The organism is Streptomyces sp. NPDC020362 (genome assembly GCF_040642095.1).
Taxonomy (GTDB): Bacteria; Actinomycetota; Actinomycetes; order Streptomycetales; family Streptomycetaceae; genus Streptomyces.
Genome location: NZ_JBFAET010000105.1, coordinates 19,202 through 31,926, shown reverse-complemented (window position 1 = coordinate 31,926; position 12,725 = coordinate 19,202). Strand labels below are relative to the sequence as shown.

Sequence of the window (12,725 nt, the reverse complement as noted above, 5' to 3'; positions counted from 1 at the left end):
GGGCTGCCTGGCCGTCGGGCTGCCCGGCGCGCCGCCTGGCGGCCGGCGCGCCCCCCCGCCGCCGCCCACGGCCCACCGTTGCCCACCCCCGGGCGCTGCCCGGTGCCGCCCGGTCCGCTCGCTCCCCTCGGTCCTTTGAGTCCTCCCAGTCCTCCCAGTCCTCTCAGTCCTCGCCCAGGCCGGGGCGGCCGTTCTCGTCGAGTTCGACGTCCTCCTTCGGATCGTGTTCGTCGCGGGGGACGGCCACCGCGGCGCTGTGCTCGGCGGGGGCGAGGGCCCGAAGGGAGTCCTGGACCGTGCCGTAGGCGGTGACCGGAGCGACCGCGGCCACGGCGATGGCCGCTGCGCTGCGCGTGGTGGGATGCATGCTCCGTCAACGGTCCCGGGCGGGGGCGGTCACCGCGGTGCGGCCGAACGGGCGGCGGGCGGCGCGGCCGTGCTCGATCGCCGCACCGGCCCGGTCGACAGCTCCGTGCGCGTGCCCTCCGGACGCTCGCCCCGCATCAACCGCCCGAGCAGCCGCAGCGCGGTGGCCGCCTACGCCATTCGGCCCTGCGCCGGGTCCGTGCACCGGAATACGAGCGCGGGGTGTGGTGCTCTGAAGTGAGCGGTGTACGCGCACGGCGAAGGGCTGGTGGGCGATGACGGCAGACCGGACGGGCCCCGTGGTCAGAACGCTCCACGGGGCCGTACGCGGCCGGTACGAGCAGGGCGTCGCGGTGTTCCGGGGCATCCCGTACGCCGCGCCGCCCTTCGGCCCCCGGCGGTTCCGCGCGCCCGAGCCGCGCGAGCCCTGGGACGGGGTGCGCGACGCCGGAGCCTTCGGGCCCACGGCGCCGAAACCGCCGTACTCGGACGTGTTCGCCCAGTACCTGGCCGATCCGGTCGTCGTCGGCGACGACTGCCTCAATCTCAACGTGTGGACCCCCGAGCCGGACCCCGGGGCCCGGCTCCCGGTGCTCGTCTGGCTGCACGGCGGCGCCCTGACCAGGGGATCCTCCGCCGTCCCCGTCTACGACGGCCGCACCTTCGCCCGCGACGGCGTCGTCTGCGTCTCGGTCAACTACCGGCTGGGGGTCGAGGGCTACGGACTGTTCCCGGACGCGCCCCCCAACCCCGGCCTGCGCGACCAGCTCGCCGCCCTGTGCTGGGTCCACGAGACGATAGCCGCCTTCGGCGGCGACCCCGGCAACGTGACCCTGTGCGGACAGTCGGCCGGCGCGATCAGCGCCGGTGCCCTGATCGCCGCACCGCAGACCCAGGGCCTGATTCGACGGGCCGTCCTGCAGAGCGGACCGCCCGAGGCGTCGGAGCGGGACAAGGTGCGGCGGATGGTCCGCCGCATGGCAACCCGGCTGAAGATCCCCGCCACCGCCGAGGCCTTCGCCGCCGTCGACCGCGACCTGCTCCTGCGCACCCAGGCCGAGGTGGGACGGCTGAGCAGCCCCGTCCTCGGCGGCCCCGCCTTCGGCATCGTCATGGACGGCGACCTCGTGCCCCGTGACCCGCTCCAGGCCCTGATCGACGGCGAGGCCGCCCAGGGCGTCGACCTGCTCCTGGGCTGGACCCGGGACGAGTACCGCTTGTGGCTGGTGCCCGGCGGACTCCTGGAGGCCGTCGACCGGCTCGGCCCGGTCGCCCTGGCCGGCGCCATGGCCCGCTGCCGCGTCGGCCACGAGGTCCCGCGCGGCTACCGTGCCCTGCATCCGGAGGCCGGCACCTCCGAGATCGTCGGCCAGATGGTCACCGACCACCTGCTGCGCATCCCCCTGCACCGGCTGGCCGACGCCCGCCCCGGCACCTCGTACCTCTACGAGTTCGCCTGGCCGTCCCGCCTCCCCGGCCTCGGCGCCTGCCACGCCCTGGAACTCGGATTCGTCTTCGACAGCGCCGCTGTGCCGGAGTCCGCCAAGCTGGCCGGCGAAGGCGCCCCGCGGGAGCTGTGCGACGTGATGCACGCGGCCTGGGTACGGTTCGCCGCGACCGGGGATCCCGGCTGGCAGGCCTGGGACGCCCGCCATCCGGTGCGGATCTTCGACGACGGGTTCCCGTACACCGCCTACGGTCCACGGGACGCCGAAATCGCCCTGTGGTCGGCCGCCCCCACGGTCCCGGAGCCGGCACCCGCCTCCGACTTCCGGGCCCCCGGAGCCGAACTCGCCTCGGCGGTACGCCGTCTGCGCCGCTCGGTCGGCGCACGACGCCACTGACCCCCCGCCCCCGCGTGCGAGCCGCTGCCCCTGCCTCAAAGAGGCGCGGGGCCCTGCCTGCATACGTCCCTGCGGACATACGTCCCTGCGGACATATGTCCCTGCGGACATACGTCCCTGCAGACGTCGACATGCGGCCCTGCATGGCGGGCGTGCCCGGCCCGTCCGGACCCTCGGCCGCATGACAACACAAACCCCCTACGGCGAGCCGGCGAACCTCATACCACCCGCGCGATGGAGGCAATCGCCTCCGGCCCCACCCGGCAGCACCCCCCGATCAGCCGGGCCCCCGCGTCCCGCCACCCCTTGACCTGCTCGGCGCCGAACGTGGTCCGCCCTCGCCAGGCCCGCGCCCCGGCGTCCCAGGTCTCCCCGCTGTTGGGATAGACGACGACCGGCTTGCCCGTCACCCGGGCCGCGATCCCGGCCGCGTGCTCCACATCCTTCGGGGCACAGCAGTTCACGCCGACCGCGATCACCTCGTCCACGTCCGCGGCCAGCGCGAAGGCCTCTTCGAGCGGCTGCCCGGCCCGGGTGTGCCGGCCGTCGACGGTGTACGAGAGCCAGGCCGGCACCCCGAGCCCCCGCACCGCCCGCACCAGCGCCTGCGCCTCCTCGGTGTCCGGCACCGTCTCCAGCGCGAGGACGTCCGGCGCCGCGGCGGCCAGCACCTCGATCCGCGGCCGGTGGAACCGCTCCAGCTCCGCGACGCTCAGCCCGTACCGGCCCCGGTACTCCGACCCGTCCGCGAGCATCGCCCCGTACGGACCGACCGACGCCGCCACCCACAGCGGCCGCGCGGCCCCGGCCTCCCGCGCCTGCCGTGCTGCCGCACGGGCCAGTTCCACGCTCGACGCCAGCAGCCGCGCGGCGTCCTCGCGGCCGATCCCGCGCCGGCCGAAGCCCTCGAAGGTGGCCTGGTAGCTCGCGGTGATCGCCACGTCCGCGCCCGCGGTGAAGTAGGCGAGGTGCGCCTCGGTGACCGCCTCGGGCCGCTCGGCGAGCAGTCGCGCCGACCACAGCTCGTCGCTCAGGTCGTGCCCGGCCGACGCCAGCTGGTTGGACATGCCGCCGTCGAGCACGACGGTCCTGGCGGCGAGGGCTTCGGCGAGGCCGGGGGAGGTGTTGCTGACCATGTCACGACGCTAGTCCAGGCGGGGCGTGATCGGGCTCCGGCGTCCAGCAGGTGAGCGGTCGGCACCGCCGGCGCCGACAGCGACCTCATGGACGCGCGGAGCCGTTCCAGGTCGTCCGTCCCGGTGGTCGGCGGCCACGGCATCACCCGCGGCAGTACGGGCCCGGTCACGGCTGCTTCACCGTCGCCGCCGGGCCGGCGAGGGCCGCCGACCCGTGTCCGCCCCGGCGCGGAGCACGAAGGTGCGGCGGCCAGCCGAACTGCTCTGGATGGCGGACACGGGGGTGTCTCCTTCGGGAGCGGGTGGGGGGTGCGGGAGTTCGCACCGAGGCAGGTGGACCGGTTTCGCGAAAATGCTGTCGCCCGTTGGGAGTTGGCAGTCGTGCGAAATGGGTTCGAGGGCTGGAAAGCGCTTGCCGATGGCGGTACGGTCCAGCCGTCCCCCGGTCGGCGCGACGGAGGAGTCGGCATCCGGTGCCCAGGGGCGGCGTGCGGGTGGGATGAGTCCCCTGGGGTGCCCCGACCGGAACCGGGGCACCCCAGGCCCGCCGGAACCGAGGCGCGCCGGGCCCGCCCGGACCCGGTCGCCCGGGCCCGCAAGGAAGGAAAGCACCGCCGTGATCGACCTGCCCGCCGCCGACCCCTCCACGAGCCCGTACACCGGCTACACCCGCGCCCACTGGGAGCGGGCCGCCGACGCCCTGCTCGCCGCCGTGGAGCCCTGCGCCACCCCCGACCGCGCCCTTTACCACCTTCCCGGCGACCATGTGAGCCATTCCGGCCGCCTCTCCGACGGCCTGGAGGGGTATGCCCGCACGCTGCTGCTCGCCGCGTTCCGCCGGGACGAGACCGTGCTCGGCCGCTACGCCGAGGGCCTCACGGCGGGCCCCGGCGGTGTCTGGCCGTGGATCACCGACCGCAGCCAGCCCCTGGTCGAGGCAGCCTCGATCGCCCTCGCCCTGCGGCTGACCCGGCCCCTGCTGTGGGACCGCCTGGACCAGTGCGTGCGCGAGCGGACCGCATCCTGGCTGGCGGACGCGCTCACCGCCGAACCCTGGCCCTGCAACTGGGAGTTGTTCCCGGTCACGGTGGGTGGTTTCCTCGCCGAGATCGGCCACGAGCCCGAGGCGGCCCGCAAGGCGATCGACCGCGGCCTGGAGCGCATCGAGGACTGGTACGTCGGCGATGGCTGGTACACCGACGGGGGCGGCCGCAAGTTCGACTACTACAACGGCTGGGCCATGCACCTGTATCCGGTGCTGCACGCGTGGCTCGCCGACGACGACGGACTGCTGGGGCTCTACGGCGACCGGCTCGAACGCCATCTCGCCGACTGCGCCCGCCTGTTCGGCGGCGACGGTGCCCCCCTGTACCAGGGGCGCTCGCTGACGTACCGGTTCGCGACGACGGCCCCGCTCTGGCTGGGCGCGCTCACGGGGCGCACGCCACTGGCGGCGGGGCAGACACGGCGGCTGGCCTCCGGAGCACTGAAGTACTTCCTGGACCGGGGAGCCGTGGACGCCCACGGGCTGCTGACCCTCGGCTGGCACGGCCCCGATGCCGCCGTCCTGCAGAGCTACTCGGGGCCGGCCTCGCCCTACTGGGCGAGCAAGGGCTTCCTCGGGCTCCTGCTGCCCCCGGAACACGAGGTGTGGACGGCGGCCGAGGAGCAGGGCCCGGCGGAGCGCGCCGACGCGGTGACGCCTCTCGCCGGCCCCAACTGGCTGCTGCAGTCGACCCGTTCGGACGGCGTGGTCCGCCTCCACAACCACGGCAGCGAGGACATTCGCTACGACCCCCACTACACGCGGTTCGCCTACTCCACGGTCACCCGGCCCGCCGGGTCACCGCCCGACAACAGCGTCGTGGTCGGCGGCGACCCGGCGCGCACGGGGATCGTGCCGCTGGGCGTGGGGGAGGGCTGGGCGGCCTCCCGGTACCCGGTGGGTTCCGGGGCGCAGGTGACCAGCCTCGTGGTGGCCGACGGTGCGGTGGAGGTGCGGGCCCATCTGGTGGCGGGAGCCGCTCCCGGCACCGAGGTGACGGTCACGGGGTGGGCGCCGGGGGAGGGGGAGTCGGCCGAACTGGTGCCGGTCCACGGCCTGTCGGGCGGCCTCGCCCTGACCGGCGTGACCGGCGCCGCGCCCACCTTGTTCGTCGCGCTCGCCCGGCTCACCGCGGAACCCGGCCCCCTGCCCCTCGCGGACCTGGTGACCGTGGAGGTGCAGGGGGACTACGACCTGAGGGTCCGCTGGGCCACGGGACGGCTCGGGCACTTCCGGTTCACGGCCCCGGACGAGCGCGCAGCGGGCTCGGCGTGGTCGGTCGGGCCCGGTCGCGTTCAGTCCTCGCGGCCCACCGAGGTCAGCGACATGTCCGCGTAGCGGTCGCCCGCCACCTGGCCGGCGATCGGCTCCAGCAGCGCCAGCTCGTCGGCGCTCAGCGTGATCCGGGTCGCCGCCGCGTTCTCCAGCAGGCGGCCGCGCCTGCGGGTCCCCGGGATCGGCACCACGGTCAGACCGTGCACCTGGGCCCGGTGCTGCACCCAGGCCAGGGCGATCTGCGCCGTGGTGGCGCCGTGGCCGGCCGCGATCTTGTGCAGGGGAGCCAGGAGGGCGGCGTTCGCCCTGGCGTTGTCGCCGGTGAAGCGCGGCAGCAGGTTCCGGAAGTCGCCGCTGGAGAGGTCCTGGCCCGCGTCAGTGAAGGACCCGGTCAGAAAGCCCCGGCCGAGCGGCGAGTACGGCACGAAGGCGACGCCCAGCTCGGCGGCCGCGCCCACCACGCTGCGCTCGACGTCCCGGCTGAAGAGCGACCACTCCGACTGCACGGCGGTGATCGGGTACAGGGCGTGCGCCTCGCGCAGCTCGGCACCGGTGACCTCGCTCAGGCCGAGGTGCTTGACCTTGCCCTCCCGCACGAGTTCGGCCATGGTGCCGACGGACTCGGCGAGCGGGACGGCCGGGTCGCGGCGGTGCATGTAGTAGAGGTCGATGACGTCGACGTCCAGGCGGCGCAGGCTCGCCTCGACGGCCTCCCTGATGTAGGCCGGGTCGTTGCGGATGGCCCGGTAGCCCGGGTCGTCGGCGCGGAACGCGAAGCCGAACTTGGTGGCCAGCGTGATCTCGTCGCGGTGCGCGGCCACGAACGGCGCGAGGAACTCCTCGTTGGCGCCGGCGCCGTACATGTCGGCGGTGTCGAGGAGGGTGACGCCCGCCTCGACGGTGGCCTCCAGCGTGTCGCGGGCCGCTGCGTCGTCCGTCTGCCCGTAGGCGGCGCTGATGCCCATGGCGCCGAAGCCCTGCGCGCCGACGAGAGGGCCGGCGTTGCCCAGCTCGACCTTGCTGATCTGTTCGATGGCGCTGCTCATGTCGGTGATCCGGTCCCTTCCGGCGCCCGGCGGACGCCCCCCGTGAAAGCCGTTCCCGGCGGAGTTGTCGATCACCGCCGTGCCGGCCACGCTAGGGCATTCGAGTGCGCTCGAAGCAAGGCCGGTCGATGCGGGGGGCGCTGCGCACGGGGCCGGGTGTTACCGGTGTGCGCGGGGAACGGTCTGTGCGTAGATGGTGCCGCCGGGCGCGTACCGGCCCCCTTCTTCCGGACGGCCGGGCTCGGGTCGTGGGCGTGGGACGTCTCCAGAGCGGTGACGGCGCGGAACTCGGTGTGGACGAACTTGCCGACCAGTTCGGCGGCCGTCGCGCGGACGTGCGGGTCGGGATCGCAGGCCGGGTGCCGCAGCGCGGGTTCGAGGACCCGGTCCGCGCCCGGTGCGCAGGTGTCGCCCCTGCACCGGTCGCAGGCCAGCGCGTGGAACGTGGCGGTCCTGACCCGGGCGTCGGGGTCGTCGGCCATGGCGATGAGCAGGTCCATGGAGTCGGTGTCGGCGAGGTGGTCGAGGAGGCGGCAGCAGCCCTCACGGACAGCCGGGTTCCCGTGGCTCAGGCCGGCCCGGACGGCGTCCACGGCGTCCTCGCCGCGCCGCAGCAGTTCGTGGTGGGCGGCGACGGTGCGCTGCGGATCGCCCGGGCATGCAACAAGGGCCTCGTTGTCGGCCCTGACGAGACCAAGCACGACTTCAGTCTCGAACCGTGCATTGCGTCCCGGCAAAGGGATTTCGCCCCGGAACAGGCCCGTCCCCGCTCGTTTCGGCGGGCGCTGAAACGAGCGGCCCGTAGCGTGGTCGTATGACCGCAGAGCCTGCCGTGACGTCCTTCGCCGGCCTCCACCACCGCCCCGGCGAGCCGCTGCTCCTGCCCAACGCCTGGGACCATGCCTCGGCCGTCGCCCTCGCGGCCCGCGGCTTTCCCGCGATCGGTACGACGAGCCTGGCCGTGGCGGCGGCCGCCGGTCTGCCCGACGGCCGGGGTGCGACCCGCGAGCAGACCCTGTGCCTCGCCCGTACGCTCGGCCCGGAGTCCTTCTGGCTGTCCGTCGACGCCGAGGACGGATTCGGCGAGGATCCGGACGACGTCGCCGAGCTGGCGAGCGAGGTGTGGGCGGCGGGGGCCGTCGGAATCAATCTGGAGGACGGGCTCGGACCGGCCGCCCGGCACGCCGCGAAGATCGCCGCGGTGAAGGCGGCCGTGCCCGGCCTGTTCGTCAACGCCCGTACGGACACGTACTGGCTGGGCGACGGCGACGAGACGGACACCCTGCGCCGCCTCGACGCCTACCAAAAGGCGGGCGCCGACGGTGTGTTCGTGCCCGGGCTGACCGATCCGGACCGGATCGGCGCCCTCGTCCGGCACGTCCACGCCCCGCTCAACGTCCTCTACTCGCCCACCGGCCCCACCGTGTCCCGGCTCGCCGGCCTCGGTGTCGGTCGCATCAGCCTCGGCTCGCTGCTCTACCGGCGGGCGCTGGGCGCCGCCCTGGACGCGGTGGCCGACATCGCGGCCGGGCGGGTGCCGGGCGGTACGACGCCGTCCTACGCCGAGGTGTGCGAGCCGCCCCGGAACGTCTCGGTGAGCAGGTCGGCGAAGTCCACGGGGTGATCCAGGGTGCCGAGATGACCGCCCGGGAACTCCACGAAGCGCCCGCCGAGCCGGTCGGCGAGGAACTCGGTGGTGCGGTGCAGGAGTTGCCCGCGCGAGTCGGCACCGGCGGCCAGGGTCAGGCGGCCCCCGGGGGCGGTGAAGTCGGGGACATGGGCGGAGAAGGGGCGCAGGACGTGGGCGAGGAAGACGCCCATCGGGGTCGCCGAGGCGCCCTCGGCGGGCGGACGGCCGGGACCGTCCAGCCGGCCGATCAGCTCCGTGCGCCGCTCCTGGCCGTCCGGCAGCACCGTCACGCAGGGCGGCTCGTGCGCCACCACGCCCGCCAGCCGCCCCGGATGGCGGGCGAGCAGGTCGAGGACGGCGATGCCGCCGGAGCTGGTGCCGAACACATACGCCTGCTCGCCCGGCGGCAGCACCTCCAGCAGCAGCCGGTGCGCCCCTTCGCTCCAGTCCGCCGGACGCTGGTCGGGTACCGGCGGGCCGAGCCGCCCGTGGGCGAGGCCCAGCGGGTCGTACGTCACCACGGTGAAGCGCAGTGCCAGCCGCTCGGTCAGCGGCCCGAGCCCCATGGGGTGCCCGGCGCCGCCCGGCACGACCAGCAGGACGGGGCCGCTGCCCGTCACGTCGTGGTGCAGCGGTTCAGTCATCGTTCCTCGTCTCGCGTGGCCAGTGTGCAAGGGCCAGGTGCAGGGCTTCGACCGCCTTGTCCCAGGAGGCCCGGACATCCCGGTCGGCGCCGAAGCCGCCCGCGGACTCCAGGGCGCAGTACCCGTGGAAGGTGCTGCGCAGCAGGCGTACGGCGTCCGTCAGGTCGGGTTCGTCGAGACCGTAGGCGCGCAGCATGCCGTAGGTGATCTCGGCAGTGCGGCGCATGGCGGGGGAGTCGGCGATCAGGGCCTGGTCGATACGGATCTGGGTGGCCGCGTACCGGCCCGGGTGCTCCAGCGCGTAGGCCCGGTAGGCGTCCGCGAACGCGGCCAGCGCGTCCTTGCCCGCCCGGCCCGCCACGGCCGCCGCGATCCGGTCGATCAGCTCGCCGCCCGCGTGCAGCGCGAGCCGGGTCCGCAGGTCGCCCAGGCCGCGGACGTGCGAGTACAGACTCGCGTCCTTCACGCCGAAGTGCCGCGCCAGCGCGGACAGGCTGACGTTCTCGAAGCCCGCCTCGTCGGCGAGGTCGGCCGCCGCGGCGACCAGCCGGTCGACCGTGAGACCCGCACGGGCCATCCGACACCTCCTCCTAGGTTCCTTAGGGGTAATCCTAGGGTATCTAGGTTCGGGGGTTGTTCAGGCGCGGCAGTGCCTGCCGGTGGTGGTGACCAACTGCACGTCCTCCGCCCTCAGACGCAGGGCATGGCGGGACGTGTCCTTGCCCCGCGCCGGGTCCGGGTCCCAGAGCCAGAAGGTGTCGCCGCTCGCCCGGAAGGAGAGGACGGGGTGGGTCGTCGGGACCGGCCCGTCGATGACGGGGATCTTCGCGGCGAGCGGCCGGATACAGACGAGGTCGCCCTGGATGCCGAAGTAGGCGGGTGCGCGCCGGCCCGCGGCGGCGGCGTCCATCGTCCGGTCGGCGGCCCTGCCCACGTCGCTCACCGCGCCGGACGCCACGGTGAGAACCGTCACCAGCGCCATCAGGGGCAGGACCCAGCGGACCAGCCCGGCGGCCCCCGTCTGCACGTTGAAGTGCCGGGCCCAGCCGGCCAGCGCGACCAGGACCAGCCCGCATCCCACGGCCGTGGCCAGCGGGCGCAGCGCCACGACGTACTGCCAGTAGAAGGCCACGTGCACGGAGTCGGCCGGGACCCCGAAGAAGTCCTCCAGGTACATGGCGTGCAGGAACGACCCGACCCAGGGCATCACGAACGGCAGCGGTGCGGCCAGGACGGGCAGGAACCACTGCATGTTGCGGCTGAACCAGGACTCGCTCAACGCGTACCAGAGGCCGAAGACGACGAAGCCGAGGCCCGCGGTCGTGCCGATTCCCGCGAGCTGCCCGGCGGCTCCCGCGTCCTGGGCGCCCGCCCACAGGGCACCGACGGCGGTCAGGCCCCAGACGACGGCCACGCCGATTCCCAGCCGGACCAGCCGCGGCCGGGGTTCGTTCGCGGACACCCAGGTGCCCACCGGCCAGCACATGCCGAGCGGCCACGCCAGCGCCAGGAGCCGCCACGGCGTCGTCAGAGCGCCGAGGACGACTCCGCAGGCGAGGCTGACGGCCACGACCACACCGATGGCCGCGATCACGATCGCCCGGCGGCGCGGATCGGCCGACTGGTAGCGCGCCCGGGGCCCGATCGACCTGCGGATGTCGTGCGCGTCGGGGTCGAAGGGCGCTCCCCCCAGGTTGCGCTGCGCCAACTCGGCGCGCGCCTGGTCCCGTTGTTCCTCGGTGTACTCGCCGCGCAGATGCAGGGTGTGCCGTACGTCCCACCCGCCGACGGCTATCCAGTGTTCGAGGAGCCACCGCAGCACGGGGCCCGCGCCGTCCGGCACCCTGTGGTGGACGTGGTACGTCGTGTTCGGCGCCTCGGGCTTCGGCCGTATGAGCTTGGCCTCCCGCACCCGGACATCGAGCTTGCGCCGGGCCGCGAGCGTCGTCAGCCGCTCGCAGGCCATGGACCTGGCCGTCAGCCGGGAGCCCCGGAGCGGGACTTCGACGAGCAGCGCGGCGTATCCGTCGTCCGCGCTGATCGCATCGCTGTCCCGCGCCGGGCGCACCCGCCAGCCCTGTGCATGGAACACGCCGGTCGCCAGCTCCAGTTCGTCGTGGTCCTCACGGACCTCGACGACCAGACGCACCCGGCGGTTGAACGGTTCCGGCATCACCCGCGGCCGGGTTCGACGGTGGTCACAGCGCTCCTCGCATACGCTCCGGCAGGCTCCGCGCGTCCTGCGGGCGAAGTTTCGCACACCCGGCCTGGACGTGCGCCCCCTGTTCCGATCAACGAAGCTGCTCTCGATGAGGAGTTGGGCACCTGAGCGCCAGGAGTGGGTGACGTAGGGTGGGCCGGAGGGACCAAGGGGGAGCCGGATGGCGCACGAGGCGCGGCGTGACGAGGAACCCACGGCGCCGACGAGCCCGCCGACGGCCCGATCGCTCGCGAGGCAGCGGGACTTCGGCATCTTCTGGGCCGCGCAGACCCTCTCCGTCCTCGGTGACTCCTTCGCCCTGATCGCCCTGCCCCTGCTGGTCCTGGAAGCCACCGGATCGGTGGCCCGCATGGGGCTGCTGACCGCCGTCGGCGGCGCCGCCTCCGTCCTCGCCGCCGTCTTCGCCGGGGCGGTGGTGGACCGGGTGGACCGGCGCCGCCTGCTGATCGTCTGCGACCTGGCCCGCATGGTCCTGTACGGACTGATCCCGCTGGTCTGGGCCTTCGGCCCGCGCATCTGGGTGCTCTACGCGGTGCTACCCGTGTGCGAGGCCGTCGGCATGTTCTTCGCCGTCGGATACGTCACCGTCGTCCGTGGCCTGGTGGGCACCGCCCGGCTCACCGAAGCCAACGGCCTGCTGAACTCGACGGCCGCCGCGGCCGGAGTCGTCGGGCCACTCTGCGCGGGGCTGGTCGCGGCCTGGACGGGACCGGCGGCCGCCGTCGCCGTCGACGCCGCCAGCTTCGCCGTCTCCGCCGCCTGCCTGCTCCTCGTACGCCTGAACCCGCGACCCGCCGACGACCGGCCGACGTCCCGGACCGGCACCCTGTGGCAGGACCTGTGCACCGGGGTCGGCTTCCTGCGCCGGCACCCGGTCCTGCGCTCGCTGACCGTGCTGCTGTTCGTCTTCGGCTTCCTCACCTTCGGCCTGACCGACCTGCTGATCTACCACCTCAAGCACGATCTCGGCCACCACGACGGCACGGTCGGCACCGTCCTGGCCGTCGGCGCGCTCGGCACCATCGCCGGGTCCCTGCTCGTCGCCCGCGTCCGCCGCAGGCTGGGCTTCGGCCTCACCTGGATCGGCTCGGTCGCGGTGTGCGGCCCGGCCGTCGCCGGCATCGGCGAGTCGGACACGGTCGCCGTCGTCGCCGTGCTCACCGTCGTCTTCCTGGCCTGCGTCGGCATGGCGGGCACCTGCTCCATGTCCCTGCGCCAGGAGATCACCCCCGAGCACCTCCTCGGTCGCGTCACCGCCGCCTACTGGACCCTCACCTACGCCGCCGCACCAGTCGGCGCCGCGTTCCTCACCTGGGCGGCCGGACGCTGGGGCACCGCCGAGGTGGCCCTGGTGGCCGGCGCCGGCTGTGTCCTGATCGCGGCAGCGGCAGTGGTGACACCCGTCCGCCGGGCCTGAATCCGTCCGCCGGTCACGCCACCGGGGCAGGCCACGACACCGTTGCAGGACGCGACCGTGGCCGGCCGGTCGCAAGGCATCCGGCCGGCCACGGGGAGCGT

11 protein-coding genes and 1 pseudogene are annotated in these 12,725 nt (G+C 74.3%); 4 read left to right on the top strand and 8 right to left on the bottom strand.

What is annotated here, in order from left to right:
- Positions 1-163 precede the first annotated feature (163 nt).
- Together AB0H32_RS29870 and AB0H32_RS29865 are read right to left on the bottom strand one after the other, a co-directional pair.
- Complete coding sequence (locus AB0H32_RS29870) at positions 164-367, bottom strand: hypothetical protein (RefSeq protein ID WP_361126630.1); 204 nt, start codon at positions 365-367, stop codon at positions 164-166.
- 29 nt (positions 368-396) lie between these two features.
- Positions 397-537, bottom strand: a pseudogene (locus AB0H32_RS29865) (LacI family transcriptional regulator); the annotation flags it as partial.
- A gap of 104 nt (positions 538-641) precedes the next feature.
- Here AB0H32_RS29865 and AB0H32_RS29860 point away from each other — a divergent pair.
- On the top strand, positions 642-2,210 hold the full coding sequence (locus AB0H32_RS29860; protein ID WP_361126627.1) for a carboxylesterase family protein: 1,569 nt from the start codon (positions 642-644) through the stop codon (positions 2,208-2,210).
- A gap of 218 nt (positions 2,211-2,428) precedes the next feature.
- On the opposite strand, the gene mmuM is transcribed toward AB0H32_RS29860, so the two are convergent.
- Positions 2,429-3,346: a homocysteine S-methyltransferase gene (gene mmuM, locus AB0H32_RS29855; RefSeq protein ID WP_361126624.1), complete on the bottom strand. Its 918-nt coding sequence runs from the start codon at positions 3,344-3,346 to the stop codon at positions 2,429-2,431.
- A gap of 619 nt (positions 3,347-3,965) precedes the next feature.
- On the opposite strand from mmuM, the gene AB0H32_RS29850 reads away from it, so the two are divergent.
- Positions 3,966-5,729 (top strand): DUF2264 domain-containing protein, encoded by a 1,764-nt coding sequence (locus tag AB0H32_RS29850; protein WP_361126636.1) that lies wholly within the window; start codon positions 3,966-3,968, stop codon positions 5,727-5,729.
- Here AB0H32_RS29850 and AB0H32_RS29845 read toward each other — a convergent pair.
- Entirely contained in the window at positions 5,687-6,712 is a 1,026-nt protein-coding gene (locus AB0H32_RS29845; RefSeq protein ID WP_361126621.1) for an aldo/keto reductase, read from the bottom strand. The two genes, AB0H32_RS29850 and AB0H32_RS29845, sit on opposite strands and share 43 nt — an antisense overlap.
- 71 nt (positions 6,713-6,783) lie before the next feature.
- On the bottom strand, positions 6,784-7,413 hold the full coding sequence (locus AB0H32_RS29840) for a HEAT repeat domain-containing protein (RefSeq protein WP_361126618.1): 630 nt from the start codon (positions 7,411-7,413) through the stop codon (positions 6,784-6,786).
- A gap of 113 nt (positions 7,414-7,526) precedes the next feature.
- Between AB0H32_RS29840 and AB0H32_RS29835 the strand changes: the two genes are divergently transcribed.
- On the top strand, positions 7,527-8,336 hold the full coding sequence (locus AB0H32_RS29835; RefSeq protein ID WP_361126615.1) for an isocitrate lyase/phosphoenolpyruvate mutase family protein: 810 nt from the start codon (positions 7,527-7,529) through the stop codon (positions 8,334-8,336).
- On the opposite strand, the gene AB0H32_RS29830 is transcribed toward AB0H32_RS29835, so the two are convergent.
- The 3 genes from AB0H32_RS29830 to AB0H32_RS29820 are packed head-to-tail and all read right to left on the bottom strand — an operon-like array spanning position 8,270 to position 11,159.
- Positions 8,270-8,986 carry an alpha/beta hydrolase gene (locus AB0H32_RS29830; RefSeq protein WP_361126612.1) on the bottom strand — a complete coding sequence of 239 codons (717 nt, stop codon included), beginning with the start codon at positions 8,984-8,986 and terminating at the stop codon, positions 8,270-8,272. The genes AB0H32_RS29835 and AB0H32_RS29830 overlap by 67 nt on opposite strands.
- Positions 8,979-9,563: a TetR-like C-terminal domain-containing protein gene (locus AB0H32_RS29825; protein WP_361126609.1), complete on the bottom strand. Its 585-nt coding sequence runs from the start codon at positions 9,561-9,563 to the stop codon at positions 8,979-8,981. The genes AB0H32_RS29830 and AB0H32_RS29825 overlap by 8 nt, the downstream gene beginning before the upstream one ends.
- A gap of 60 nt (positions 9,564-9,623) precedes the next feature.
- Entirely contained in the window at positions 9,624-11,159 is a 1,536-nt protein-coding gene (locus tag AB0H32_RS29820; RefSeq protein WP_361126606.1) for a hypothetical protein, read from the bottom strand.
- A gap of 208 nt (positions 11,160-11,367) precedes the next feature.
- Between AB0H32_RS29820 and AB0H32_RS29815 the strand changes: the two genes are divergently transcribed.
- Entirely contained in the window at positions 11,368-12,624 is a 1,257-nt protein-coding gene (locus AB0H32_RS29815) for an MFS transporter (RefSeq protein WP_361126603.1), read from the top strand.
- Positions 12,625-12,725: the final 101 nt, after the last annotated feature.